The sequence below is a fragment of the Actinosynnema pretiosum genome, assembly GCF_002354875.1.
In the GTDB taxonomy this organism is placed as follows: Bacteria; Actinomycetota; Actinomycetes; order Mycobacteriales; family Pseudonocardiaceae; genus Actinosynnema; species Actinosynnema auranticum.
Genome location: NZ_CP023445.1, coordinates 3,409,417 through 3,434,139, shown reverse-complemented (window position 1 = coordinate 3,434,139; position 24,723 = coordinate 3,409,417). Strand labels below are relative to the sequence as shown.

Sequence of the window (24,723 nt, the reverse complement as noted above, 5' to 3'; positions counted from 1 at the left end):
CGCGCGTGGGACGGAGGTCTCGCCCGACCGGGCGGAACGGCCCGGCCGCGCGGCCCCTTCTCGCGGGCCCGATGGGTTACAGTGGGGGCACATCCACTCGCTGCCTGCGTCCCGCAGGAGCGCGTTCACCGGCCCGATCCGGTTCGCCGCTCGGGCTCGGGGAGACCGCGTCGCCGCGGTTCCCCGCTCGCTCCACCACCTCCACGGCCTGTCGATCACCTCCGGCCGGTCACCGCGACAGCCCGCGCGCCGCGCGGACCGGGCAGTCGCGCCAGTGCGGGTGGACCCGGTTCACCCCGCACGCGGGCGCTCGCGCCCGGCGCGGCGGGGAACGCGGAACCGGCGGGGCCCCAGGACACGGAGCCACATGACTCGAAGCAGGACATCCACCCGACCCGGCCCCAGGAATTCCTTCCCGCCCCGGCGGGAGGGCAGGTCCCGCGAGGACGTCCCCGCACGGGGCGGCGTCCCGGCGCGCGGGGCCGGGCAGGAACGCGCGCCGCTGCCCCGGCGCACCCCGGCGGCGTGGCCGGGGGTGCCCGCCCAGGCGGGGCCCGAGCGGTCCGCCGAGGACGGTGGCGACGCGGTCAGGCACGACGGCGCGCACGTGCTGGCGGACGCGCTGGCCGACTACGTCCAGGTGGTGGCCGAGGCCGTCGGGGTCTCGATCGAGGGAACCTCGTTCGAGGTCACCGACACCGCCACCGCCTACCTCGCGCTGGGCGAGCGCGCCGAGGCGCACCCCGGCCGGGACCTGATGCTGGTCTGGAGCGCCCCGAGCGGCTGGGTGGTGTCGGTCGAGACGCGCCCCGGCGAGGAGCCCGTGGTGCTGTCCCGCCCGGCGGGCGACCTGGTGCCCGCGCCGGAGGCGGTGGCCGAGCTGGTCGCCGAGGCCGTCGCGGGCGGCACCGGGGGCGGACGCCCGCTGGCGCTGGTCCGCGAGGCGGACTGGGCCGGGCTCGCCGGGCGGATGCGCCGCCGCGCGAGGGCCCGATGACCACCGCGCCGCCGAGCGCGGCACCGCCGACCACACCCCACCGGAGGACCGGGAACCCCATGCCCCAGACGCAGATGAGCACCACCGCCGAGGCCGTGCAGCCCGTCGTGTTCAGCCACCCCGACAGCGACAGCCGCGAGGCCGTCCCGTGGGAGCAGAGCGGCACGGCGGACCCCCGCTTCGTGCCGTCGCTGACGCCGCTCGGCGAGGGCTGGGACGAGCACGCGCCCGCGTGGCGGCCCGCGCGCCCCTCGGCGCCGCGAGGCGACTCCGGCCGCGACTCGCGCGGGCGCGACGGCCACCAGGGCCGCTCGGGCCGCTCCGGCGGCGCGCGCTCCGGTTCCGCCCAGCGCCAGGGCGCGCGCGGTCGCTCGAACGGGTGGGGCGGTGCGGGCTGAGCCCCGGCCCCGCACGGGGCCGACCGCGCCGGGCGGCGGGCTGGTGTTCCGCGCCTGGCGCGCGGAGGACGCCGAGGCCGCGCTGGCGCTCTACGGCGGCGACGGCGGCGGGCGGGGGCTGAGCCCCAGGGTGGGGTCGGTGCCCGACCTGGCCGCCATGCGGCTGCTGCTCGCGGGCTGGATCGCCGAGGGCGGGTCGCTGGAGTCGCCCGCCGGGCGGTGGGCGGTGCAGCGGGTCGCCGACGGGCGGGTGGTCGGCGGGGCCGCGCTGCTGCCGCTGCCGCCCGGTGGCGAGGACTGGGAGGTCGACTGGCTGCCCGAGCCGGGCGCGCGGGACACCGCCGGGTGCGTCGGCTCGCTGGCGGCGTGGGCGTTCGGCCACGGCGTCACCGAGGTGTTCTCCGTGGTCCGGCTCGCGGGTCGGGGCGTCGCGTCGGCCGAGGACGCGGCGGACGACGTGGTGGGCGACGTGGTGGGCGACCGCGACGGCATGGGCTGGGTCGGGGAGACCGGGAAGTACTTCGGCCAGGGCACACGGGTGTTCCGGCTGCGCCCAGGGGATCTGGACCCGACGGCGCGCGGGTGAGCGCGTGCGGCGGGTCCGGGGCGCGTGGTGGGGGGCAGGTCCGCGGACCTGCCCCCCACCACGCGTTCACGGGTCGTTAGGGCAGCCGCTCGGGGGCGGCGGTGCCCGGCACCCGGCCGGACAGGCCCAGCATGACCAGCAGCTCCCGGCAGTCGGTGACGCTCGTGGAGTGGTCCGCGACGACCAGGGCGGCGCGGTGCCGGTGGGCGGTCTCGGCCCGGTCGGCGGCCTCGCGCGCCGCGTCGCGACCCGCCGAGACGCTCCGCTCGGGGGAGATCTTCGCGCTCCAGCTCATCGGGCACCCCGTTCGACGTGGGTGGCGCGACCGCGCGGTGCGCCGAGGACGGGTGCTGCGGGTGCTGCGGGAGGGACGTGCTGGCGATCCGGCTGCAAGCCGGTCTCCTGATCCCCGGCCGAATGACCACCGGGCCGGCGTGGACCGGGAACCGCAGCGGCTGGTGCCGCGACTGGACCCCGACACCCACGACTGTACGCGGCTGTGATCTGCCGGGGGTGGGCGCGGGGTCCCCGGCCCTGATCGGAGGCCCTCGTCGGGGCAGTTCGAGGGGGGCGGTGCGGGGGGCGGTGCGACGGCGCCGGGCGGCGCGGAGCCCCGTGGGGTCCCGCGCCGCCCGGCGGCGCCGGACGCGTCAGACCAGGGTGGTCGCGGCGTCCTTGGTGAACGGGGTGATCTCGTCGGCGCGGCCCGACACGACCTTCGCCACCCACTCCGGGTCGGCGAGCAGGGCGCGGCCCACGGCGATCAGGTCGAACTCGTCGCGCTCCAGGCGGTCGAGCAGGGCGTCGACGTCGGTGCGCGCGGCGGACGGGTCGCCGCCGAAGAACTTCGACACGTCGGCGTCCAGGCCGACCGAGCCGACGCTGATGGTGGCCTTGCCGGTCAGCTTCTTGATCCAGCCCGCGAGGTTCAGGTCGCCCTCGCCGTCGAACTCGGGGTCCCAGTAGCGGCGGGTGGAGGCGTGGAAGACGTCGACGCCCGCGGCGGCGAGCGGGGCGAGGATCGCCTCCAGCTCCTGCGGGGTGTCGGCGATGCGGGCGGCGTAGTCGCCCATCTTCCACTGGGACATGCGCAGGATCAGCGGGAAGTCCGGGGACACCGCGGCGCGCACGGCGGCGACGACCTCGGCCGCGAAGCGGGTGCGGGCCACCGGGTCGCCGCCGTAGGCGTCGGTGCGGCGGTTCGTGCCCGCCCACAGGAACTGGTCGATCAGGTAGCCGTGGGCGCCGTGCAGCTCGATGCCGTCGAAGCCGATGCGCTCGGCGTCCGCCGCGGCGGTCGCGAAGGCGGCGACGACGTCGTCGATGTCCCGCTGGGTCATGGTGTCGCCGTCGGCGGTGCCGCCGATGCCGACGCCGGACGGGCCGATCGACGGGGCGTCGGGGTTCGGCGGGGCGCCCGCCGGGCGCGCCATGCCGACGTGCCACAGCTGCGGGACGATCGTGCCGCCCGCCGCGTGGACCTGCTCGACGACGTTCGCCCAGCCCGCGAGCTGCGCCTCGCCGTGGAAGCGCGGGATGCGGTCGCTCAGGCCCGCCGAGCGGTGGTTGACGTAGGTGCCCTCGGTGACGATCAGGCCGACGCCGCCCGCGGCGCGCCGCGCGTAGTAGGAGGCCACGTCGGCGCCGGGGGTGCCGTCGGGCGAGAAGGCGCGGGTCATGGGGGCCATCGCCACCCGGCCGGGCACGGTCAGCGAGCCGACGGTGAAGGGGCGGGACAGCAGGGTTGCCGCGCGCTCTGCGCTGCTGGTGGACACGAGGGCTCCTAGTGCCGGTTGTTCGGGTGCTGGAGCCAACGCTAAAACCTGACGTTGACGTCAGAGGCAAGCTTTGTGACCGGGATCGCCGACGGCTTCCCGCAGCCGGTCCCGGAACCAGGCCGGGGTGTGCTCGGGGCCGCGGGGGAACTCCTCCCGGTCCTCCCGGTAGTCGCGGGCGGTCGGGGGTTCGCGGAACTCGGGTTCGGCGGTCCACTCGTAGTGGACGTCGAAGCGGTCCGGGCGCTCCAGGGTGTAGCGGGCGGTGAACCACGTCCCCCGGTCGGGTTCGCGCGCGCCCGCGCGCAGGTCCTGGAACCGGTGCCAGACCCGCTGGGGCGGGGTCCAGGCGCGCAGGGCGCCGTCCTCGCTGATCAGGCCGACGCTGATCTCGATGTGGCCGCCGAGCTGGCGGTGCTCCAGCACTATCCGCTGCCAGTCGGACGGGGCGGATTCGAGCAGGGTCACGGCTATCACGGCCAGGAGTTCGCGCTGCTCGTCCTGGGTCAGTCGCGGCCAGTCGTTCACGCATCACTCCTGCGGGGGTCGGGTCCACCAACCGGGTCACCCTACTGAGCTAAGCGCTGGATACCGGGTGGTGTGGTGGACCGGACAGGAGTTCACGGGGGCGTGAATTGCCGGGTGTGAACGCCGACAGCGCGGTGGAGCACCGGGGTCGGTGTCCTCCGCGCGGATCATCGGTGACGTCGTTCGGGGGTTTTCACCCGGTTCGTGGTTTTCCGGGGTGACGGGCGGCGCTGCCCGGTCCCGTTCCGCCGGGGTCAGCGGGCGGGGAGCACCACAACCGGGGCGGGTGCGCGGCGGACGCAGTGCGCGCTGGTCGTGCCCAGCAGCGCCCGGCCGAACGCCGAGCGGCGCAGTCCGCGACCGGTGTGCGCGGCCACGACCAGCATCGCCGCGCCCGCGGCCTCCGACTCCAGCACCTCGGCCGCCGGTCCGCGCACCGCGCGCCGCACCACGGCGGGCGGCTGGGGCCGGTCGGCGGCGCCGCGCAGGGCGTTGTCCACGATCGTCTCGGCCCGGCGGCGGGCCAGCGTCTCGGCCTGCTCGGTCCAGTCCGCGAGGGGCTCGTAGTCCCAGGCGCTGACCACGTGCAGCGGGCAGCCGCGCGTCGCGGCCTCGTCGAGCGCCCAGACCAGGGCGCGCTCACCGTCGGCGGTCCCGTCCACTCCCACGACGATCGGCTTCTCCGTCATCACTCCCACCTCCACACCGCTGATCCTGCTCGGCGGGGCGGCGGCGCCCCAGGGTCGTCGGTACCGGGACCGGCGGGACCTCCAGCACCCCTGAGCAGGGTGCGAACGGGGCGCGGCGGGCGGGGAGCGGGCCGGTCCGGGCGCGGGATCGGGCAGGGCGGGGATGAACGGGACCGCACCGGTGGTTGAACGGATCACCGAGCGGTCGGGCCCGGCGGGCGCGTCGCGCGGGCGGTCGCGGACGGCCGCCGGCGGGCGCGCGGGTGGGGCGTGCGCGGGTGGGGCGGCGATCGCGGGCGGGTGGTTGTGCGGGGCGACCGAGCGGGTGAGGTGGTGGCGGCGATGTCTCAGCCGGGGTGTTCGGCGCGCTTTCCGGTTGTTCGGTCATTCCTTCAGGTGGCGCACCGCGCGTGCACGTCCTTCACACCTCAAGCACTTGCGATGACAGGAAGAACCCGTTGTGATGAGGCTCGCATGACTTTTTCCACTCCGAGTATTTTTCCTCGGCACTCCGACGCGCGCTGGTGCGAGTTACCCCATCCGGAGCAGTATCCGCGTTCACCGCAATGCCCGTGTCCGGGCACGGAAAGTGAATATGTTTCTGGGAACGAGGGTGGTCGCGTTGTCGCGCACACCGTCGCGCCACCGGGAACGAGTAAGTGTTGTGCTGTGGAGCACCAGTCGGGGATGACCGGGTATTCCAACTCGGCGCGCACAACCGCTCCCCTCCGGGATTCCGGGAGGAGTCGCCGTGCCTAGTGGAGCGCCGCTGCGCGTCGCCCTGCTGGGGCCGGTCCGGGCGTGGCGCGGCGAGACCGAGGTGGACGTCGGGGCCGCGCGGAGGCGGGCGGTGTTCGCCATGCTGGCGGTGCGGGCCGGGCAGACCGTGGCCAGGGGCGAGCTGGTCGACGGCGTGTGGGGCGACGCTCCCCCGGCCACGGCGGGAGCCAGCCTCTACACCTACGTGTCCGGGCTGCGCCGCGCGTTCGACCCGGACCGCTCGCGCCGCGCCGCGACCGGCGTGATCGACTCGGTCGGGGCCGGGTACGCGCTGCGGCTGGAGCCCGACGGGCTGGACGTGCACCGCTTCGAGGCGCACCGGGAACGCGCGCAGGGGCTCGCCGCCGCCGACCCGGCGGGCGCGCTGCGGGAGCTGGACGAGGCGCTCGGGCTGTGGCGCGGCGACGCGCTGTCCGGGGTGCCGGGGCCGTTCGCCGAGGCCCAGCGGTCGCGGCTGGCGGAGCTGCGGCTGGCGGCCGTCGAGCGGCGGGCCGAGCTGGCCCTCGGCCTGGGGCGGCACGCGGACGTGGTCGCCGAGCTGACGGCGCTGACCGCCGACCACCCGATGCGGGAGGGGCTGCGGGCGCTGCTGATGCAGGCGCTGCACCGGGGCGGGCGGCAGGCCGAGGCGCTGGAGGTGTTCCGGGACGCCAGGCACGCGCTCGTCGAGCAGCTCGGGATCGAGCCGGGGCCCGCGCTGCGGCAGGCGCACAGCCAGGTGCTCGGGGACCACGAGGGCGCCGCGGACGAGGGGGCGTGGGCGCGCGGCGGGGACGGGCAGGGCGGGGGCGGGTGGACCGGCGGTGGGCAGGAGGGCGCTCACCGGGCTGGCAGCGGGCGAGCGGGAGGCGGGCAGGCGGGTTCCGGACGAGCGGGTGCGGGCCAGTCAGGCAGCGGACGTCCGGAGAGCGGGCGGGCGGGAAGTGGGCAGGCGGGGAACGGGCAGGCGGGGAGCAGCCGGGCAGGCTGGGACCGGGCAGGCTGGGACCGGAAGAACGCGGGTGGGGCAGGCAGCGGTTTCCCGAGCGATGGCCCGCCGGGTGCCGGACAGTCCGATGTCGGACGAACCGGTGCCGGACGAACCGGTAGCGGACAAACCGGTAGCGGACACAGCGGTACCGGACACAGCGGTGGCGCACGGACCGGTGCCGGACAAAGCGGTGCCGGACAGGTGGGCGCGGGTCGGGCGGGGTCCGGGTTCCCGCGCGGTGGGTCCGGTGACGGGTTCTCCGGTTGGTCCGGTCCGGACGCCTCGGCGGCCGGTGAGCACGCGGGTGGGCGGCCCGCCCTGTCCACCCCCGCCGCCGTCCCCCGCGGCTTCGCCGGGCGGGCGCGGGAGCTGGCCGCGCTGCGGGCCGCCGTCGCCGAGGTGGTGGCCGGGCGGGGTGGGGCGGTGTGGGTGGAGGGTGAGCCGGGGATCGGCAAGTCGGCCCTGCTCGACGTCGCGCTGGACGGCCGCGACGTGCAGCTCGGCTGCGCGCGCGGGGACGAGCTGGGTGGGCGCTTCCCGCTGCGGGTGGTGCTGGACTGCCTCGACGTGTCGCCGTGCTCCGCCGACCCGCGCCGGGTCGCGCTCGCCGCCGCGCTCGACGACCCCGCCTCCTGGCTGGGCGACCCGGTGGCCGCCGCCGCCGAGCGGCTGACCGGGTTCGTCGCCGAGCTGTGCGCGGCCGGGCCCGTGGTGCTCGTGGTGGACGACGCGCAGTGGGCCGACGAGGCCAGCGTCGCGGTGTGGCGGCGGCTGCTGGGGCTCACCGGGGAGCTGCCGCTGCTGCTGGTCGCCGCCGCCCGCCCGGTGCCCCGGCGCGGCGACGTCGACCGGGTGCGCCGGGCCGCCGCCGACCGGGGCGGGCTGGTGCTGGGGCTCGGGCCGCTGTCCGAGCCCGAGGTCGCCGGACTGCTCGCCGAGCAGGTCGGGGCCGAGCCGGGACCGGAGCTGCTGCGGCTGGCCGGGTGCGCGGGCGGCAACCCGCTCTACGCGCGCGAGCTGGCCGACGCGCTGGTGCGCGAGGGCGCGCTGGAGCTGCGCGACGGGGTGGCCGACGTGGACGGGGTCGGGCGGACCGCGTCGCCGTCGCTGGTGGCGGCGCTGGGCAGGCGGCTGTCGTTCCTGTCCGACGACGCCACCGAGGTGCTGCGCCGGGCCGCGCTGCTCGGCGACCGGTTCGCGGTGGCGGACGTGGCGACCGCGCTGGGCACCGCCGCGTCCGGGCTGCTCGGGCCGCTGTCCGAGGCCACCGAGTCGGGGCTGCTGGTGGACAGCGACGAGCTGCTGGCGTTCCGGCACCCGCTGGTGCGGCAGGTGCTGTACCTGGGGGTGCCGGAGGCGGTGCGGTCCGCGCTGCACCGGCAGGCCGCGCGGGCGCTGGCCGAGGCCGGTGCGGCGGTGGCGGTGGTGGCCGGGCAGATCGCGGCGGCCCCCGAGCTGGCCGACGACTGGGTGGTGGACTGGCTGACCGCGCGGGCCGACGCGCTCGCGGCGGCCGAGCCCGAGGCGGCGGTGGAGCTGCTGCGGTCGGTGGCGCGGCAGCCCGCGCTGGAACCGGCGCACCGGGAGCGGCTGCTGGCGGCGCTGGCCCGGCTGCTGTTCCTGCTCGGCGAGCGGCCCGACGCGGAGGTCCGGTACGTGCTGGCCCGGTCGAGGGACGCCGACCGGATCGGGGAGATGCGCTGGGTGCTGGCCCGGTTGCAGCACGACGACGGCGAGCCGGGCGAGGCGTCCCGGATGCTCGCGGAGGCGATCGCGGACCCGGCGGGCGCGCCGGTGTGGCGGGCCAGGATGCGGGCGCTGCTGGCGGTGGTGCACCGGGAGGGGCTGGACGACGTGGTGGCGGCCGAGGCGCACGCGCTGGCCGTGCCGCCCGGCGACCGGTTCGCGGACGGGTTGGCGCTGCGCGCGCGGTGGCAGGTGGCGATGGCGCGGCGCGACCACGCGGGCGCGCTCGCCCGCGCCGAGGAGGGCGCGGCGCTGGTGGCGGGCGACCCGGTGCTGGTCGGGCTGTGGCACGAGCTGGTCGCGGACCGGGCGGAGGCGCTGCGGGCGCTGGACCGGTTCGCCGACGCGGACGCCGTGCTGCGCGCCGGTCGGGCCGACGCGCCGGGGGCGCTGGTGCACGGCGCGGCGCTGGTGCGGGCGGCCGAGCAGGACTACTGGACGGGCCGGTGGGACCGGGCGCTGGAGCGGGCCGAGGACGGGGTGGCGCGGTCCGGGTCGCGCGAGCGGGGGCGGGTGCTGCTGGGGCGGGGGATCGCGGCGCTGGTGCGGGTGCGGCGGGGGCTGCCGGTGCGGTGGGACGGGGTGCCGCCGCCGGTGCTGCCCGCGCACTACGAGCAGGCGGACTTCCTGGCGGTCGCGCGGGCGCTGGCCGGGAGCGCGCCGGTTCCCGCGCTGGTGCCGCTGCTGCGCCCGCGCGGGCTGCTGGCGCGGCACCGCTGGATGCCGCTGCTGGCCCGGTCGGCGCTGGTGGAGGGCGCGCGGGACGTGGCGGAGCGGGCGCTGCGGGTGTGCCTCGACGAGGGCGCGGAGGTGGCGGCGGCGCACTGCCGGGGGCTGCTGGCCGCTGACCCGTCCGAGGTGTTGGTGGCGGCGGGGCGTTACCGGGCGGCGGGTCGGACCGTTGACCTGGCGGGGGCGCTGGAGGACGCGGCGGTCCTGCTGGGCGACGAGGTGCGGCTCGCCGAGGCGGTGGAGGTGTACCGGGGGTTCGGCGCGGAGGCGGACGCGCGGCGGGCTCGGGCGCGGTTCGGGCGGTTGGCGCGGGGAGCGCGATGAGGCTGGAGGGTGGATGCGGGCGCGGGTCTTCCGGGTGGTGGCGCCGGGGTTGACCGGGTGCGGTGGGCGGAGCGGGGCGGTCGGGCGCGTCGGGCCGGCGCGCCGGAGCGGTCCGGGTGACCCGGTCGCGGGCCGCGGGACTTCGGGGTGCTCGGGAACCGCGGGGCGCGCCCGTGCGACCGGAGTGGTCGGGTGGAGCGGGCGCGCTTCGGGCGCGCGGCGGGCGGGAGGGGCAGCGTGAGCGGTGGGGCGGTGGGGTTGCGGGTCGCGCTGCTCGGGCCGGTGCGCGCCTGGGTCGGCGAGCGGGAGGTCGAGCTCGGGTCGTCGCGGCAGCGCGGGGTGTTCACCGTGCTCGCCCTGCGCGCGGGCGCGGCGGTGCGGCGGGACGAGCTGATCCGGGGCGTGTGGGGCGACGACGCGCCCGCCACGGCGGGCGGCAGCGTGCACACCTACGTGTCCGTGCTGCGCAAGGCGCTCGAACCCGACCGGCCGCGCGGGACGCCGCCCCGGCTGCTGGAGTCGTCCGGCTCCGGCTACCGGCTGCGCCTGGAGGCGGCCGACTCGGACGTGGCCGCGTTCGCCGCGCTGCGCGAGCGCGCCCGCGAGCAGCTCGCCGCCGAGGAGCACCGGGCCGCGCTGCGCACGCTCGACGAGGCGCTGGCGCTGTGGCGCGGCACCGCCCTGTCCGGGCTGGACGGTCCGTTCGCCCGCGCCCGGCGCGCCTCCCTCGGCGAGGCCCGCTCCGCCGCGCGGGAGGCGCGGGCCGAGGCGGCGCTGGCGCTGGGCGAGCACGGCGACGTCATCGGCGAGCTGGGCGCGCTGGTCGCCGAGGAGCCGCTGCGCGAGCGCGCCCGCGAGCTGCTCGCCCTCGCCCTGCACCGGGCCGGGCGCAGCGCCGAGGCGCTGGAGGTGCTGCGGGAGGCCAGGCGGGTGCTGCGCGACGAGCTGGGCGTCGACCCCGGCCCCGGCCTGCGCGCCGCCCGCGACCTGGTGCTGCGCGACCACCGCGCGGGCCCCGGCCAGGACCCGCCGCAGGCCGCCGCCATCCCCCGGCCCCGGCGCGGTGAGGCCGACCACCTCGTCGGCCGGGACGAGGAGCTGCGGGTGGCGCGGGAGCTGATCGGGGCCACGTCCTCGGGCCGGGGGCGGGTGCTGTGGGTGGAGGGCGAGATGGGCATCGGCAAGTCCAGCCTGCTCGCGGCGGTGACCGCGCTCGCCTCGAACGCCGGTCACCGCGTCGCGCACGGCGTCGCCGACGAGCTGGGCACCCGGTTCCCGCTGCGGCTGGCCATGGACTGCCTGGACGTGGACGTGCGCTCCCCCGACCCGCGCCGCGCCGCGACCGCCCGCGCCCTGCGCGACGAGCGCCCGCCGTCCGGGTCGGTGTTCACCGCGGGCGACCCGATCGCGGCGGCCGTGGAGCGGCTGGGCGCGCTGGTGGAGCGGCTGTGCGGGGACGGGCCGCTGACCGTGGTCATGGACGACCTGCAGTGGGCCGACGAGAGCAGCACCGAGCTGTGGCACCGGCTCACCGGCGTCGCCCGCAGGCAGCCGCTGCTGCTGGTCGGGGCGGCGCGGCCGGTGCCGCACCGGGTCGACGTGGCCCGGTTGCGCCGCGACGCCGAGGCGGGCGGCGCGGTGCTGGACCTGCTGCCGCTGACCGACTCGGCCGTCACCAGCGTGGTCGGCGAGCTGGTCGGGGCCGCGCCGGGGCCGGGGCTGCGGCGGGTCGCGGCGCGCGCGGGCGGCAACCCGCTGTACGTGCGGGAGGTCGCCGACGCGCTGGTGCGCGAGCGGGCGGTGCTGGTGTCGGCCGGGATCGCCGAGGTCGCCCCGGACGTGCTCGACCGCACCCCGGTGTCGCTGGTGTCGGCGGTGGCCGACCGGCTGGACTTCCTGACCGACCCGACCAGGCAGGTGCTGCGCTGGGCGGCGCTGCTGGGCGGCGAGTTCTCCGTGGAGGACCTGTCGGTGGTGCTGGCCAGGCCCGTGCCGGACCTGCTGGGCGCGTTCACCGAGGCGGTCGCGGCCGGGGTGCTGCGCGACGCGGGGTCGCGGATGGCGTTCCGGCACCCGGTGATCCGGCAGGCCCTGTACGAGGGCACCCCGTCCGCGCTGCGCACCGCGCTGCACCAGCAGGCTGCGCGGGCGCTCGCCGAGTCCGGGGCGCCCGCCGAGCACGTGGCCGGGCAGCTGATGGCCGCGGCGGGCGAGGTGGACGCGTGGGCGGTGCGCTGGGTGGTCGGCAACGCGCAGCCGCTCGGGGACCGGGCCCCGCTGGTCGCGGTGGAGCTGCTGCAGCGGTGCCTGGCCTCGCCGCGCGCCCCGCAGGACACCCGGTCGGCGCTGGCCGCGCGGCTGAGCTCGGTGCTGTTCCGGGTGGGCCGGGACGCCGAGGCCGAGGAGCACGCCCGGCGCGCGCTGCCCGGTCTGCGCGACGCCGACCAGGTCGCCAAGGCCCGCTGGACGCTGGCGTACGTGCCCTACCGGGCGTCCCGGCCGCGCGCCGCGCTGGCGGAGCTGCGGGAGGCGCTGGCCGACCCGGTGCTCACCGACACCTGGCGGGCGCGGCTGCTGTCGCTGCTGTCGCTGGTGCAGCGGGCCGGGGTCGGGGACCTGGACCAGGCGGCGGTGAGCGCGCGGCAGGCCATCGCGGTGGGCGAGCGGGCGGGCGACCCGTTCGCGATCGGGCAGGCGCTGGAGGTGCTGTGGCAGGTGGAGGCGGTGCGGCGGGACTACGCGCGGGCCGTCGGCTACCTGGACCAGGCGCTCGACGTGGTCGGCACGGACGTGGCGCTGGCCGACCTGCGGCTGGTGCTGCTGGACAACCGGGTGTTCACGCTCCAGTGCCTGGACCGGCTGGACGAGGCCGGGCAGGTGCTGGAGCAGGCGTTCCGGGTGGCCGGTCCGGGCACGCCGGTCGCCGGGTTGCAGGTGGCGTCGGCGGTGCACGGGTTCTGGCTGGGCGACTGGGACGGGGCGGTGGCGCGGCTCGGGGCGGTCATGGCGGACGCGGAGGAGTTCACCGGGTTCGGGCTGCGCGAGGGCGGGCCGGTGCTGCTGCTGCACGGGGTGGCCGCGCTGATCGCCGCGCACCGGGACGACGGGGCGGCGCTGGCCGCGCACCTGGCGGCAGGGGCGAACCTGCCGCTGGTCACGGCGGCGGACCGGGAGAACTGCGACTTCCTGGTGGCGGCCGAGGCGATGGGGGCGGCGCGGGCCGGTGACGAGGCGGGGGCGGTGCAGCTGCTCGGGGCGATCCTGGACACCCGGTTCGCGCAGATGATGCTGCGGCACCAGTGGTTGCCGGACCTGGTGCGGCTGGCGCTGGCCTGCGGGGACCGGGCCACGGCGCGCGAGGCCGTCGAGGCGTGCGAGGCGGAGGCGGCGCGGGAGAGCACGACGGCGCGGGCGGCGGCTGCGGCGCGGCGGTGCCGGTGCGTGCTGGAGGGCGACGCGGACGGGCTGGCCGAGGTCGCCGGGCACTACCGGCGGGCCGGGCGGGTGTTCGAGCTGGGGCAGACCCTGGAGGACCGGGCGGTGCTGCTGGCCGGGCGGTCCGGGGTGGGCGCGGCCGAGCGGGGGGCGGCGCTGGGCGAGGCGCTGGCGGCGCACGAGGCGCTGGGCGCGCGGTGGGACGTGCGGCGGCTGCTGGAGCGGGCGGGCGGGGACTGAACCGGTGCGGGCCGGGCACGCGGGGATCGGGCCGGCGGGGATCGGGCCAGCGGGAATCGGGCCAGTGGGGATCGGGTTCGGGGTGCGGGAGCGCTCCCGGTCCACTCCGGACGGTCGGCGGGCCGCGTCCGGGCGGTGCTCGGGGCCACCCCTGCTCGCTCCCCCGGCGGCCCTCCCCCGGTTCGGGGCCGCGCGGGGACCGGTCACGGCAGCGGACCCGCCGGACCGCTCTCCCCGGCCACGAGCGGGGCGCCGATCACCCCGTCCCGCGACATCACCCAGTCCGGGTCGGCGGGAGCCGGGCCGCGCGGCGCGGGCACGGCCTTCGGCGCGCCCGTCGCCCGGATGCCCCGCACGAGCAGGTCGACCACCCGGCGCATGTCGGCCTTCCGGTCCACCGGCCCGCCGTCACCGCCCCGGTCCGCGCCGGAGGGGGCGGCCACCTCAGATCATCCCCTTCCGCAGCGCGTACGCCACCGCGTGCGGCCGGTTGCGCAGGTGCAGCCGCGTCGTGATGCCGTAGAAGACGTTCTTCACGGTCCGCTCCGAGTAGCTGAGCCTGGTCGCGATCTCGGCGGTGTCCAGGCCCTCCGCGATGAGCCGCAGCACGTCGGCCTCCCGCGAGGTGAGCCGGTCGGGGCCGGTCTCGGTGGCCACCAGCTCGCGCTGGAGCCGCTGCACGTGCCTGAGCAGCTCGGCCACCAGGTTCGGCGGCATCACCCCGCCGCCCTCGGCCGCCGCGAGGACGCTGCGCAGCACCCGGTCGCCGGTGGCCGCGGTGCGCGGCACGATCGCCACGACCCGGCACTCGGCGGCGGTGAGCACGTCCGCGTCGCCCACCTCGTCGAGCACCAGCACCACCGGCGTCCCCGCCTCGGTCGCGGCGCGCCGCAGCCGGGAGGTGACCTCCTCGGTGAACTTCGGCACCGCCACCACGGCCACGTCCGCGCCCGCCCGCTCGCGCTGCCCCACCAGCACGACCTCGGACCTTCCCGCGAGGTAACTCGTGAGCCCCGCAAGGCTGAGGTGGTCGGTCGACTGCACCGCCACCCGAACTCGCTGATCCACCACTGCCTCCCACAGTCCCGGATTGTGCGAGTCCGACTCTGCCGGTGGCCGCTTCACGCGTTCTCAACCGCTTCTACACGACTTCTCCAGGCAGCCGCTCCAGCCGCGCCGACCAGTGCCGGTGGGCCGCAGCGACCAGGTCGGGCAGCGCGGTGGTGGGCCGCCAGCGCGGGTAGTGCGCGCGGAACTTGGTGGTGTCGGTGCTCCAGTAGCGCACGTCGGCGTAGCGGGGTTCGGGGTCGTAGTCGAAGGCGACCTGGTGGTCGGTGAGGTGCTCGTAGCCCGCGATGGCCTCCAGCAGGGAGCAGCTGCGCTCCCGGCCGCCGCCTGCGTGGTAGACCTCGCCGGGTCTGGGGGCCATGGCGAACTGCCAGAACATCTCGACCAGGTCGGCGACGTCGAGCACGTCCCGCACCTGCTTGCCGCCGAAGCCCCGGACCACGAACGGGGAGCCGCGCAGGGCGTCGCGGACGAGGGCGGAGACGAAGCCGTGCTGCGCGAACGGGGACTCGCCGGTGGTGGCGACCAGGCCCGCGGTGCGGAAGACGCCGACGGCGACGTCGAGCCGCTTGCCGCTGTCCTGGGCGGCGAGGTCGGCGGCGAGCAGGGCGGTGCCGCGCGGGGTGCGCTCGACGTGGTCGACGTGGCGGGCCTCGGGCAGGCCGCGGTCGTGCGCCGGGTGGTCCTCGGGCAGGTCCCAGCGGGTGGCGGTCTCGACCAGGGGCAGCAGGTTGGGAGCGGTCCCGTAGACCTCCACGCCGGAGTTCAGCACGAACACCGCGTCCGGGCAGCGGGCGTGCACGGCGTGCAGGAGGTTCGAGGTGCCCACCGCGATCAGCATCGGGTCCTGGCCCTCGGGCTCGCGGCCGGTGTGGACGACCAGGCGCACGTCGGCGCCGTACTCGGCGAGCACGGCGGAGACGGCGGCGCGGTCGGCGAGGTCGACGCGGTGGTGGCGGAAGCGGGCGGTCGGCTCGGCGGGGGTGGTCGGGCCCGCGGTGGCGTCGAGGCCGACGAGCAGGTCGTAGCGGGGGCCGAGGGCGCGCACCACCTCGCCCCCGACGAGCCCGGTGGGGTCGGTGACCACGGCGATGTCCATCGGTGCGCTCCTCGGCTCGGGGGTGATCAGGGCCTGCGGAAGAACTCGACCTCGCCGAGGGCGATGTGCCCGCCGGGTGGTTGACCGGCCGCGCCGGTGATCACCAGGCGGACCCGGACCACGTCGCTGACACCGGTGTTCCACTGCTGCGGGCCGGGCTTGTCGGCGAGCTCGACCCGCTCGGCGCGGGTCGTGCCGTCCTCGGCGGTGGTGATCACCTCCAGCGAGGAGGGCCTGCCCTGGGCGGCGAACTGCTGCTGGTCCTCGGCGGCCCCGGTGTGCACGATCAGGGCGAGCAGGCGGAACGGCTCGGCGAAGGCGAACTCGATCGAGTCGCCGACGGCCGGGGCGCCCCAGTAGCGGTTGCTGGCGCCGTCGACGGCGAGGTTCGACGGGTGGTCGGGCAGCTGGGCGCTGGCGGCGGTGCCCGAGGGGCCGACCGGGGCCGGGGTGGCGAGCTTGTCCAGGGTGTCCTGCCACAGGTCGACCGCGCGCGGGGAGAAGAGGTAGCCGGCGATCAGCAGGGCGGCGATCGCGGCGATGGCGGCGAGCCTGCGCAGCAGCCGGGACCGGTCGCCGCGCCAGCGCCTGCGCTGCCTGCGCGCGTCCTGCCGGACGCGCTGCTCCGGGTGGAGCGGGGTGGCGCAGCGGCGGCAGAAGCGGCGGTCGGGCGGGTTGGCGGTGCCGCAGTTGGGGCACAGCGGTCCGACGACGCCGTCCCGGATCGGGGTGGTGGCCTCGGGGCGCCGGGCCTCGGGCAGTCCGGGCAGGACGGGGCCGAGGTCGCCGGGGGCGCGCTCGGCCGCGGGCGCGGGGGCGGCGGGGCGGAACGCGGTGGGCGCGGGGGCGGGGGTGTCGCCGGTGGTGGCGAAGCTGGTGGACCGGCCGCCCCACCAGGGCCACCGGATGGCCTTGAGGAACCGGGCCCAGGCGGAGCCGGTGGGCTCGGGGCGGGGTGGTGGGGCCGCGGTGGGGGTGGGGGCCGCGGCGGGCTCGGGGGGTGGGGACTTCGGCTGCTCGTCGGTCGGCAGCACGGCCCAGGGCGGGTCGGCGCTGGGCGGGTCGGCGCTGGGCGGGTCGGCGCTGGGCGGGTCGGCGGGCGGCGGGTCGGCGGGTGGTGTGAAGGCTCGGGGCGGGTTGGCGCGCGGGGGTTCGGCGCGCGAGGGTTCCGCGCGCGAGGGCTCGGCGGACCGCGGGAAAGCGCGGGGCCGGTCCGCTCTCGGCGGCTCGGGCGCTACTCGGGGCGGTTCCGCTCGGGGCGGCTCAGCCCGAGGGGGTTCCGCGCGAGGCGGGGCCGCACGAGGGGGTTCCGCGCGAGGCGGTTCGGCTCGTGGCGGTTCCGCCCGAGGCGGCTCAGCCCGAGGCGGCTCAGCCCGAGGCGGCTCAGCCCGAGGCGGCTCAGCCCGAGGCGGGGCCGAGGACGCCGCCGCGGCGCCCCCTCCCCCGCCCTGCTTCCCGCTCCCCCACCCCAGGTAGGTCCCGCAGTTGCCGCAGAAGTCGTCCAGCGGCCCGACCTGCGCCCCGCACTGCGGGCACGTCACCGCGCTCACCCCGCCTCACCGCCCCGCTCCCCGTCCGACCCCGGCTCCCCGTCCAGCACCTCGACCACGCACCTCAGGTGCACCGGGCACAGCGACTCGACCAGCTCCTCCACCCGCTCCCGGTCCACCGCCGCCACCCCCGGCCGCACCCGCACCACCACCGGCCCGTCGGGCCCCGCCGGGATCGTGGCGTCCGGCTCCGGCGACCAGCTCGCGCCCGGCCCGTCCAGCACCTCCACGCGCACCCCCAGCGACAGCTCGACCCGCTCCACCAGCCCGGCCACCGTGCCGCGCTTGGCGTGCAGCTCCACCGCCCGGCTCACCGCCGCGCGCCGCAGCTCCAGCGGCCACCGGGGGTCGACCTCGGCCGCGACCCACTCCGACAGCCACGCCAGGAAGTCCTCCGGCGCGAGGTCCGGGTCGAGGTACGCGGTGATGTTGTCCACAGTGGACAGCACCGCCGACAGCACCGCGTCCAGCCCACCGGTGAACCGCTGCGCGAACCCGTCCTCCGCGTACAGGGCGGGCAGCAGGGCGCCGATGGGGTGGCTGCTGGGCAGCTCCGGCAGCGCGGCCCTCACCGCTGCTCCACCGCGACCTGGTGCTGGTGCGAGAACACCAGCGCGTTCGGCGCGACCTCCAGCCGCTCCACCGGCCCGCCGCGCGCCCCGGTGATCGGGTTCGCCGGGAACATCCGGATCTCCTCCACCAGCGACACCCCCGCAACCCGTTGCAGCACCGCGAAGACCTCGCCGAACTGCACGGGCCTGCCGAACTCCCACCCCTCGCCGTCGCGCCCGCCGCGCAGCGGGTTCAGGTACCGGTACAGGGCGGCCAGCGCCTCGCGCCGCACCCGCTCGGCCTCGGACTCGGCGGCCACCAGCCGCGCCACGACCGTGACCCCCTGGTAGCGCGGCGGTTCCACCACCAGGCGGCTGCCGATGAGCCTGCGCTCCTCCAGGTGCCGGGCCACCGTCGTCAGCAGCTCCTGCCCTGGGATGAGCTGCTCGAACCGCAGCCGGTCGTCCTCGTCGGCGACCGCGTCGGGCACCAGCAGCACCCGCGCCCCGTGCTCGGCGGGCAGGCAGCGCACCCGCGCCAGCGACGGCGCGGCCTGCTTGGCGAGCAGCTCGTGGTCCTCGGCGGTGACCGCCCGCCACTGGGCGCGCAGCTGGTGGGGCACCCGCTGCTTGGCCTCGGGCACGGTCTCGGCCTCCACGCCGCCGCGCGCCGCCTCCAGGTTCACCACCTCCGCCACGTACGGGACGGAGCTGCGCAGCACGGAGATCGCGCCGCGCGCCACGTTGCCGCCGCGCCCGCCCCCGGTGCGGTAGCGGGGGACCCGGATCACCGCGCCCTTGGCCGGGACGGCCCCGTAGCGGCGCAGCCCGCCGTCGGCCTCGCGCACGGCGGGCGGGAACCGGATCTCGCCGGTGCCCGCGTCGAGCACGACGTGGCGGTCGTCCGGCTCGGAGGAGCCGAAGTCGTCCACGGTGGACCAGTCGACCCAGCCCTCGCCCTCCGAGACCTGCACGACCACGGGCGGCCCGTCCAGCAGCACCGGCGCGGAGGGCAGCGAGAACAGCTGGCCCGGCACTCCGGCCGACTCGCCGACGACGACGTCGGTGCTGGTCTCGGCGTGCTCGGCGACGACGGTGCCGCCGATGGTGTAGGCCTCCACCTCGCGCACGGTCGGCGACTCGGAGTAGAACGGCTGCCCCGTGACGGGTTCCACGACGCGGCAGCGCAACCACCCGGCGGTGCTGCCCGCGATGTTCGACTCGACGTGCCCGGCGGGCACGTGCAGCACGACCTCGCCGGGCCGGTTCAGCCCGCCGGTGCCGTCCTCGTCGACCTCGCACGGCGCCCACCCGGCGCCGTCCCAGGCCTCCCACGCCAGCGGCGGCTGCCTCGGGTCGACGCCGATGCCCTCCACGCGGCTGTCCAGGCGCAGCACGACCGCGCAGCGGGGCACCGCCGCCGACAGGCCGATCAGAACGGCGTCACCCGCGCGCGGCGAGGGCTGGAACACCTGGACGTTCTTGCGGGTGTCCGGGTCGACGTCGGCGTTGCCGCGCAGGTCCCTGGTGCGGTCGGCGTGCTCGCCGCCGTCGGTGCGGGTGACCAGCCGCTCCAGCTCGCACGGCACGATCGGCAGGTCGTCGGTGGTGGCGAACACGACGCCGCCCGAGCTCTCGCCGCCGACCGTGGTGACCTCGGTCCCCGCGGGCAGCAGCACGGTGTCCGGCTGGGCGGCGGACAGCCAGAACGTGACGCCCGCGCGGGCGGCGGTGGGCGGGAACAGGGTGACGCCGAGCAGGTCCAGGAACGCCAGGTGGTTCTTCTCCGGCACCCGGTTCAGCCGGTACACCAGCTGGTCGACCATGTGCGCGAAGGTCTCGATCAGCGTGACGCCGGGGTCGGAGACGTTGTGGTCCGTCCACTCCGGACAGCTCTGCTGGACGTACCGCTTGGCCTCGTCCACGAGCTGCTGGAACCGGCGGTCGTCGAGGTTCGGGGCGGGCAGCATCAGACGACCTCGCTCTCCTCGGAGGGGATGGTGTAGAAGGGGAAGACCAGGTTGCGCGGGTCGTTGGTGCTGCGGATCAGGTAGCGCACGTCGATGTAGAGCGTGCCGGTGTCGACCGCGTCGAACGCGACGACCACGTCGGTGACCTCGATGCGCGGCTCCCAGCGCTCCAGGGCGGTGCGCACCTCGCGGGAGATGTCCCCGGCGGTGGCGCCGTCGGCGGAGGCGAACACCAGGTCGTGGATGCCGCAGCCGAACTCGGGGCGCATGGGCCGCTCGCCGGGCGCGGTGCCGAGGATGAGCCGCACGGCCTCCTGGATCTCCTGCTCGCGCTCGACCATGCCGATGCCGCCGCGCGCGTCGACGCCGAGCGGGAACCCCCAGCCCCGGCCGATGAACCCGCTCACAGCGGCCCCCCGACGAAGACGGTGCGCAGCGGCGGGATCGGGATGATCTGCGCCCCGCACGAGGTCTGGTCGCCGACGACGGCGGCGGGCAGCCCGCCGACGAACACCCTGCTGGCCAGGGACTTCCCCGGCAGCACCAGGTTCGCCACGCTCGCGATGGCGTGCGGCGGGATGATGCAGACGTGCTGGGCGCTGACCACGGCGGCGGGCAGGCCCTGGACGAGCACGGTCATGGCCTTCGCGGACTTCGGCGGTCCGATCGTGCCGCCGTGCGTGGTCTTGTCGTTGATCCTGGCCGCCATGGGCATGGCTGGTCCTCCTCGCGCTGTTCCGGTGCCGCCGGCTCGGTGCTGCTGACTCGGTCGCGGCTCAGTTGAGCCGGATGGTGCGGCCCTTGACGACGACGTCGCCGGTGAGGCCGGTGTCGATGTCGACGCCGGTCCTGGCGGACACGTCGACCTTGCCGCCTGCCTTGAGCGTGATCCCGCCGCGGCCGGCGTCGATCTCGACACCGGTGCGGGAGAGCGTGATGCGACACCCGCCCCGGCCACCCTGGACCAGCCGCAGCTCGTTCTTCTTGCGGTCCAGCACCACTTCGAGCTCGTCGTCGCCGGACCCGAGCCGCACGCCCTGCGCGGCGGTGCCGTCGAGCAGTTCCAGCCGGTCGCCCTTGCGGTTGACCAGGGAGCGGCGGTTGACCTTGCCGCTGCGGCCGTCCACGAGCTTCTGGTCGTGCTTGGACGGCTTGTCGATCCCGTTGTAGAGCCCGCCGAGCACGTAGGGCCGGTCGAGGCTGCCCTGCTCGAACCCGACCAGGACCTCGTCCTTGACGTCGGGGCTGAACACGCCGCCGCCCGCGACGCCGCCGAGCTGCACGGTGCGCACCCAGTCGGAGACGTACTTGTCGTCCAGCCACGGGAACCTCAGCCGCACCCAGCCGCGCTCGCCGTTGCCGGTCTCCTTGATGTCGGTGACCTCGGCGATGGCCAGGCCCGGCATCCTCGGGCCCCTGGACGGGATGGAGTCGTGGGCGACCAGGCCCGCGAACGAGCGGTCGGCGGAGGCGCTGACGAGCACGGTGGTGCGGTAGCCCCGGTTCGGCTCGATGACGTGCGTGACGGCGGTGGCGGTGTAGCGCCCGCTGAACGCGGCGCCGACGTTGCCCAGCGCGATCGGGACGCCCGCGCGCAGCTGCGGGTTGCCCTCCACCACGGCCTCCAGCTCGCCGTAGCCGGCGCTCAGCGACTCCTCCAGGGCCTTGGCGGCGGCGTCGGCCTCGGCCTGCGTGGCGTACGGGGTGCCCGCCGCCAGCAGCTTGCCGCCGGAGGTGAGCTTGGCGGCCTTGGTGGCGAGCAGGCCGGGCACGACGGTCTTGCTGGGCTGCGGCTTGCGGGTGGCCACGATCTCCGTCTTGGTGACCTGGTTCCAGCCACGCACCTCGACGCCGCCGGTCTGCTCGCTGGTGCCCAGGACCGCGCGCAGCGCCATCAGGTTGCGTCCGTACTCCAGCACGTACGGGCTCTTCTCCGCCGACGTGGTGGGCGCGGGCGCCTTGGACGCGGGCTGGGGCTTGACGAAGTCCAGCACGCCCTTGTCGTCCACGCGCACCAGCGCGCCGTGCTCGCGGGCCAGCGTCTGCAGGAAGTCCCAGTCCGACACGCCCGCCTGGCTGATGTGCTGGTAGGTGATCGGCGCGGCCTCGACCTTGCCTGCGGTGAGCCCGGCGTTCTTGGCGACCTTGCGGATGATCGCGGTCGCGCTCATCTGGTGGAACGCCTCGACGCGGCGCCCGCGCAGCAGCCGGTGCGCGCGGTTCATGGCCCGCAGCACCGTGTACGAGCCGGTGCCGTCGACCTCAAGCTCGATCGAGGTGACCTCGCCCCGGAACAGCAGCTCCTTCGCGTTGGTGCGGGCCGAGGCGACCGACACCTCCAGCGGCGAGCCGAGCGTGATCCCGGTGTCCTCCAGCATCTCGTGCGAGCCGTCGCGGTAGGTCAGCACGGCCACGTCCGGCAGGCCGACGTTCTCGTCCACCACGCAGCTGACCAGCTCGTCGTCCCACGGCGGCTGGACCGGCCCGCCGCCCGCGACGACGGCGCTGGCCGCGAACGCGCGCCCTTCCTCGGTGCCGCTCACCGGCCACCTCCGTCTGCCAGGGGCACCAGCAGCTCGGTGCCCGGAACCAGGACCATCGGGTCGTCGATGTCGTTGGCCTCGGCGATGACGCGCCAGGCCGTGGGGTCGCCGTACTCGCGGAACGCCAGCTGCGCCAACGTGTCCCCGACGACGACGCGGTGCGTTCGGCTGGCCTCCTCGGTGCCGGAGGTCGGGTTCTGGCCGGGCGGGTCGACCCCGGCCTCCTCGATCGACAGCGAGCAGGTGGCGCGCAGCGGGGTGCCGTCGACGTCGAACAGCGAGTAGTCGACCGACAGGCTGGAGAGCACCCCGTCGAACGACACGGACTTCGCGGTGCCCCACTCGAAGCGCACCCACGGGCTCGCGGGCTTCTTCTTCGCGATGCTGCTCCTGGTCGGCACGCACGCGACCATCAGGCTCTCGATGCGCTGCTCCACCGAGTTGTCGTGCTTGGCCGTGGCGTCCAGGAACACCTGCACGGACAGGGTCCGCGGCCCGCTGCCGACGAACTCCGGCAGCGAGGCCGACCCGGCCATGCGGGCGGGCTGGCGGCGCCACTCGGTGGACTTGGACAGCGAGAGCGCGTTGGGGTTGAACTGGAACTTGACGGTGGCGAGCTTCCCACCCGGTTTCGCGCCGACCCTCGGGGGCGGCTCCATGATGACCAGGCGGGCCTTGACGAGGCTCGCGCCCGAGGTGGGCGGCACGGCGGTCTTCCCTTCTTCCCGGTCTCAGGAGGCCTGGAGGCCCTCGTGGGCGATCTCCAGGGTCTCGACCGCGGCCGAGGAGCTGGACGGGTCGAACGACGGGCCCTGCCAGCGCACCGGCACCACGCCGATGACCTGCCAGCGCACGATCGGCTTCAGGTCCGGGGTGAGCGCGACGATCTCGCCGTCCTTCTTCTCCACCTGGCGCACCGTCTCGTCCAGCCAGCGCAGCACTTTGGACGAGTCCTCGGTGACCGGGCGGGTCATGGTGATGTTGGTCCAGGTCATGCGGGTGGGCAGCTGCCAGGCGAACCCGTTGTTGCCGCCCTCGTTGTAGGCCTCGACCTCCATCTGCGCGCCCAAACCCTCGCAGGTGTGGAACGTGCCGAGGCTGTTGCCCGCGATGGAGAGGCGGAAGTACACGGTGCTGGCGAACACGTCCGCGCTCATCGCTGTGGTCCTCCTGCTTCGGGTTCGCCTGCCCCTTGGTGGTGCGCCCCCTGGTGGGGCGGGGTTCAGCGGCGGTGGTCGTGGGGGCGGCCGACGCGGTCACGGTCCCTGCGGAGCTCGTTGCGCATCAGGCGGGACAGGGGTTCGACGAGCTTGCGGGCGAGGGCGTCCAGGTCGGCCCGGTCCTGGCCCTGCTCGTCCTTGTCCACGTCGGGGGCGGTGAGGTCGCCCTTCACGGGGGCGGGGTCGGCGGCGGGCGGGGCGGGGGTCGGGGCGTTCCGCTGGGACGGGGGCGGGGTGGCGCTCTCGGCCCGCTGGACCGGTTGGGCGGCGGGCCGGGACGAGCTGCTCCGCTTGGCCGCGAACCGGGGGTTGACCCACTGGAAGCCGGTGGCGGTGGTGGGGCTGGTGGGGCTGGTGGCGCTTGGGCTGGTGACGACCGGGGGTGCGGCAGCTGGGGGTGTGGCGACCGGGCTGGTGGCGACTGGACCGGTGGTCGCGCCTGCGACGCTCGGGGGCGTGGTGCTCGGGCTTGCGGTTCGCTGAACGGTGGTTGGGGTTGCGCCGGTCTGGATGGCGCTGGTCTGGATGGCGCTGGTGCGGGCTGCACTGGTTTGGGGTGCGCTGCCCTGCGGGACGGTGTTCCACGGGGTTGAGGCGCGTTGGACCGCCGTCACCGGGACTACCGGCACGGCGGGCACCTGGTGCGGCGCCGAGGTGGACGGCGGTCCGGTGTCCAGGCGGCGGGGTGGGGTCGGGCGGACGACCGGGGTGGGGCGCGCAACAGGTTTCGCGGCGCGCTGGACCGCCGGATCGGCGCTCGCTGGGGACGCTGGGGACGCGGAGAGCTTGGGGCGCAACGGGTTCCTGGTGATCAGCGGCGCCGGGCTGGTGGCGCGCTGGACGGGAGCCGAGGCCGGAGTGGTCGGGCGGACCAGCGGGAGACCTGTGGGGCTGACCACCGCCCTGGGAGAGGCGAGGGGCGAGTTCTGCTTGCGCTGGGCGATCACAGGATGAACCACCGCGGGTCGCGCGGAGGAAGCCCGCAGGCTCGCGATCGGCTGGTCCGGGGAGAGCGGCACCATGCGTTGAACCACCGCATCGGCCCCGAGCACCTGGGGCGTGGCAGCAGCGGGCGTGGCAGCAGCGGGCTTGGCGGCAGCAGGCGTGGCAGCAACAGGCGCGCCTGTGGTGGGCTTGGCGGCAGTCGGCTCGGGGGTGGCATTGGGCTTGGGGGTGGCATTGAGCTTGGCGGGAATCGGCTGGTGGGAGCCGTTCTTGGTGGTGCTCTGCCGAAGGGGCGTGTCACTGCGGTTGGTGGCGGCGCGCTGAATCGGCGCCAGCGGGTTCGTGGCGGGCATGGCGCTGGCCGGGATGGCGCTGATCGGGGCGCCGAGTCCGCTCGGCCGGACCGCGCCGGGACGTGCCGGTGTCGCGAGCGTGGCCGAGGCTGGAGCCGAGGGGAGGAGCGGGGCGCCCAGCACGGGCGCGGTCCTCGGCCTGGTCCTCGGTTCCGACGCGGCGCTCTCGGGACGCGCCGAGGGCTTCGTCGTGTCCACCGAGCGCTGAACGTCCGGCGCCGCGG

24 protein-coding genes are annotated in these 24,723 nt (G+C 76.5%); 8 read left to right on the top strand and 16 right to left on the bottom strand.

The window, feature by feature from the left end; all coding sequences use genetic code 11:
• The first annotated feature begins 367 nt into the window (after nucleotides 1-367).
• The 3 genes from CNX65_RS14915 to CNX65_RS14905 are packed head-to-tail and all read left to right on the top strand — an operon-like array spanning nucleotide 368 to nucleotide 1,981.
• Nucleotides 368-997, top strand: a complete 630-nt coding sequence (locus CNX65_RS14915; RefSeq protein WP_157767662.1) for a DUF6292 family protein — start codon at nucleotides 368-370, stop codon at nucleotides 995-997.
• A gap of 59 nt (nucleotides 998-1,056) precedes the next feature.
• On the top strand, nucleotides 1,057-1,395 hold the full coding sequence (locus CNX65_RS14910) for a hypothetical protein (protein ID WP_096493555.1): 339 nt from the start codon (nucleotides 1,057-1,059) through the stop codon (nucleotides 1,393-1,395).
• Nucleotides 1,385-1,981, top strand: a complete 597-nt coding sequence (locus tag CNX65_RS14905) for a GNAT family N-acetyltransferase (protein ID WP_096493553.1) — start codon at nucleotides 1,385-1,387, stop codon at nucleotides 1,979-1,981. Before CNX65_RS14910 ends, CNX65_RS14905 begins: the two co-directional genes overlap by 11 nt.
• A 76-nt stretch (nucleotides 1,982-2,057) precedes the next feature.
• Here the strand turns inward: CNX65_RS14905 and CNX65_RS14900 are convergent, their stop codons facing one another.
• The 4 genes from CNX65_RS14900 to CNX65_RS14885 all read right to left on the bottom strand — a co-directional run bounded on the left by CNX65_RS14900 (nucleotide 2,058) and on the right by CNX65_RS14885 (nucleotide 4,973).
• The gene (locus tag CNX65_RS14900) at nucleotides 2,058-2,276 is read right to left on the bottom strand and encodes a hypothetical protein (RefSeq protein WP_096493551.1); all 219 of its coding nucleotides are present in this window, start codon (nucleotides 2,274-2,276) and stop codon (nucleotides 2,058-2,060) included.
• A 355-nt stretch (nucleotides 2,277-2,631) separates the two neighbouring features.
• On the bottom strand, nucleotides 2,632-3,756 hold the full coding sequence (locus CNX65_RS14895; RefSeq protein ID WP_096493549.1) for an NADH:flavin oxidoreductase: 1,125 nt from the start codon (nucleotides 3,754-3,756) through the stop codon (nucleotides 2,632-2,634).
• A 60-nt stretch (nucleotides 3,757-3,816) separates the two neighbouring features.
• Nucleotides 3,817-4,284, bottom strand: coding sequence for a hypothetical protein (locus tag CNX65_RS14890; protein WP_096493547.1), 468 nt, complete (start codon nucleotides 4,282-4,284; stop codon nucleotides 3,817-3,819).
• Between the two features lie 254 nt (nucleotides 4,285-4,538).
• The gene (locus tag CNX65_RS14885) at nucleotides 4,539-4,973 is read right to left on the bottom strand and encodes a universal stress protein (RefSeq protein WP_096493545.1); all 435 of its coding nucleotides are present in this window, start codon (nucleotides 4,971-4,973) and stop codon (nucleotides 4,539-4,541) included.
• 751 nt (nucleotides 4,974-5,724) lie between these two features.
• On the opposite strand from CNX65_RS14885, the gene CNX65_RS14880 reads away from it, so the two are divergent.
• Both CNX65_RS14880 and CNX65_RS14875 read left to right on the top strand, forming a co-directional pair.
• Nucleotides 5,725-9,525 carry a BTAD domain-containing putative transcriptional regulator gene (locus tag CNX65_RS14880; protein ID WP_096493543.1) on the top strand — a complete coding sequence of 1,267 codons (3,801 nt, stop codon included), beginning with the start codon at nucleotides 5,725-5,727 and terminating at the stop codon, nucleotides 9,523-9,525.
• Between the two features lie 237 nt (nucleotides 9,526-9,762).
• Nucleotides 9,763-13,200 carry a BTAD domain-containing putative transcriptional regulator gene (locus CNX65_RS14875; protein WP_096497790.1) on the top strand — a complete coding sequence of 1,146 codons (3,438 nt, stop codon included), beginning with the start codon at nucleotides 9,763-9,765 and terminating at the stop codon, nucleotides 13,198-13,200.
• Nucleotides 13,201-13,403: 203 nt separating this feature from the next.
• Here the strand turns inward: CNX65_RS14875 and CNX65_RS14870 are convergent, their stop codons facing one another.
• The 12 genes from CNX65_RS14870 to CNX65_RS35355 all read right to left on the bottom strand — a co-directional run bounded on the left by CNX65_RS14870 (nucleotide 13,404) and on the right by CNX65_RS35355 (nucleotide 23,374).
• Nucleotides 13,404-13,643, bottom strand: a complete 240-nt coding sequence (locus CNX65_RS14870; RefSeq protein ID WP_096493541.1) for a hypothetical protein — start codon at nucleotides 13,641-13,643, stop codon at nucleotides 13,404-13,406.
• Between the two features lies 1 nt (nucleotide 13,644).
• Nucleotides 13,645-14,268, bottom strand: coding sequence for a helix-turn-helix transcriptional regulator (locus CNX65_RS14865; protein ID WP_096497789.1), 624 nt, complete (start codon nucleotides 14,266-14,268; stop codon nucleotides 13,645-13,647).
• 73 nt (nucleotides 14,269-14,341) lie between these two features.
• Complete coding sequence (locus CNX65_RS14860) at nucleotides 14,342-15,367, bottom strand: NAD-dependent epimerase/dehydratase family protein (RefSeq protein ID WP_096493539.1); 1,026 nt, start codon at nucleotides 15,365-15,367, stop codon at nucleotides 14,342-14,344.
• Nucleotides 15,368-15,393: 26 nt separating this feature from the next.
• Nucleotides 15,394-16,401 carry a zinc ribbon domain-containing protein gene (locus CNX65_RS14855; protein ID WP_096493537.1) on the bottom strand — a complete coding sequence of 336 codons (1,008 nt, stop codon included), beginning with the start codon at nucleotides 16,399-16,401 and terminating at the stop codon, nucleotides 15,394-15,396.
• A gap of 512 nt (nucleotides 16,402-16,913) precedes the next feature.
• Entirely contained in the window at nucleotides 16,914-17,489 is a 576-nt protein-coding gene (locus tag CNX65_RS14850) for a phage tail protein (RefSeq protein ID WP_096493535.1), read from the bottom strand.
• A complete protein-coding gene (locus CNX65_RS14845; protein ID WP_096493533.1) occupies nucleotides 17,486-19,438 on the bottom strand; it encodes a putative baseplate assembly protein in 1,953 nt (650 codons plus the stop codon). Before CNX65_RS14845 ends, CNX65_RS14850 begins: the two co-directional genes overlap by 4 nt.
• Nucleotides 19,438-19,845: a GPW/gp25 family protein gene (locus tag CNX65_RS14840; protein ID WP_096493531.1), complete on the bottom strand. Its 408-nt coding sequence runs from the start codon at nucleotides 19,843-19,845 to the stop codon at nucleotides 19,438-19,440. The genes CNX65_RS14845 and CNX65_RS14840 overlap by 1 nt, the downstream gene beginning before the upstream one ends.
• Nucleotides 19,842-20,153, bottom strand: a complete 312-nt coding sequence (locus tag CNX65_RS14835; protein WP_096493529.1) for a PAAR domain-containing protein — start codon at nucleotides 20,151-20,153, stop codon at nucleotides 19,842-19,844. The genes CNX65_RS14840 and CNX65_RS14835 overlap by 4 nt, the downstream gene beginning before the upstream one ends.
• A 61-nt stretch (nucleotides 20,154-20,214) precedes the next feature.
• Nucleotides 20,215-21,981 (bottom strand): VgrG-related protein, encoded by a 1,767-nt coding sequence (locus CNX65_RS14830; RefSeq protein ID WP_096493527.1) that lies wholly within the window; start codon nucleotides 21,979-21,981, stop codon nucleotides 20,215-20,217.
• Complete coding sequence (locus tag CNX65_RS14825; protein ID WP_232519845.1) at nucleotides 21,978-22,688, bottom strand: CIS tube protein; 711 nt, start codon at nucleotides 22,686-22,688, stop codon at nucleotides 21,978-21,980. The genes CNX65_RS14830 and CNX65_RS14825 overlap by 4 nt, the downstream gene beginning before the upstream one ends.
• Before the next feature lie 24 nt (nucleotides 22,689-22,712).
• Nucleotides 22,713-23,138: a phage tail protein gene (locus CNX65_RS14820; RefSeq protein ID WP_015801753.1), complete on the bottom strand. Its 426-nt coding sequence runs from the start codon at nucleotides 23,136-23,138 to the stop codon at nucleotides 22,713-22,715.
• A gap of 65 nt (nucleotides 23,139-23,203) precedes the next feature.
• Nucleotides 23,204-23,374: a hypothetical protein gene (locus tag CNX65_RS35355; protein WP_157767661.1), complete on the bottom strand. Its 171-nt coding sequence runs from the start codon at nucleotides 23,372-23,374 to the stop codon at nucleotides 23,204-23,206.
• Between CNX65_RS35355 and CNX65_RS14815 the strand changes: the two genes are divergently transcribed.
• From CNX65_RS14815 to CNX65_RS14805, 3 genes are all read left to right on the top strand, one after another.
• Complete coding sequence (locus tag CNX65_RS14815; RefSeq protein WP_157767660.1) at nucleotides 23,358-23,684, top strand: hypothetical protein; 327 nt, start codon at nucleotides 23,358-23,360, stop codon at nucleotides 23,682-23,684. The two genes, CNX65_RS35355 and CNX65_RS14815, sit on opposite strands and share 17 nt — an antisense overlap.
• 27 nt (nucleotides 23,685-23,711) lie before the next feature.
• Nucleotides 23,712-24,155 (top strand): hypothetical protein, encoded by a 444-nt coding sequence (locus tag CNX65_RS14810; protein ID WP_157767659.1) that lies wholly within the window; start codon nucleotides 23,712-23,714, stop codon nucleotides 24,153-24,155.
• A gap of 342 nt (nucleotides 24,156-24,497) precedes the next feature.
• The gene (locus CNX65_RS14805; protein ID WP_157767658.1) at nucleotides 24,498-24,707 is read left to right on the top strand and encodes a hypothetical protein; all 210 of its coding nucleotides are present in this window, start codon (nucleotides 24,498-24,500) and stop codon (nucleotides 24,705-24,707) included.
• The last annotated feature ends 16 nt before the right edge of the window (nucleotides 24,708-24,723 follow it).

Coding starts and splice junctions, on each gene's coding strand:
- CNX65_RS14900 (WP_096493551.1), bottom strand. CDS start 2,276: ATGAGCTGGAGCGCGAAGATCTCCCCCGAGCGGAGCGTCTCGGCGGGT.
- CNX65_RS14860 (WP_096493539.1), bottom strand. CDS start 15,367: ATGGACATCGCCGTGGTCACCGACCCCACCGGGCTCGTCGGGGGCGAG.
- CNX65_RS14885 (WP_096493545.1), bottom strand. CDS start 4,973: ATGACGGAGAAGCCGATCGTCGTGGGAGTGGACGGGACCGCCGACGGT.
- CNX65_RS14820 (WP_015801753.1), bottom strand. CDS start 23,138: ATGAGCGCGGACGTGTTCGCCAGCACCGTGTACTTCCGCCTCTCCATC.
- CNX65_RS14915 (WP_157767662.1), top strand. CDS start 368: ATGACTCGAAGCAGGACATCCACCCGACCCGGCCCCAGGAATTCCTTC.
- CNX65_RS14910 (WP_096493555.1), top strand. CDS start 1,057: ATGCCCCAGACGCAGATGAGCACCACCGCCGAGGCCGTGCAGCCCGTC.
- CNX65_RS14810 (WP_157767659.1), top strand. CDS start 23,712: ATGGCGCTGGTCTGGATGGCGCTGGTGCGGGCTGCACTGGTTTGGGGT.
- CNX65_RS14805 (WP_157767658.1), top strand. CDS start 24,498: ATGGCGCTGGCCGGGATGGCGCTGATCGGGGCGCCGAGTCCGCTCGGC.
- CNX65_RS14845 (WP_096493533.1), bottom strand. CDS start 19,438: ATGCTGCCCGCCCCGAACCTCGACGACCGCCGGTTCCAGCAGCTCGTG.
- CNX65_RS14835 (WP_096493529.1), bottom strand. CDS start 20,153: ATGCCCATGGCGGCCAGGATCAACGACAAGACCACGCACGGCGGCACG.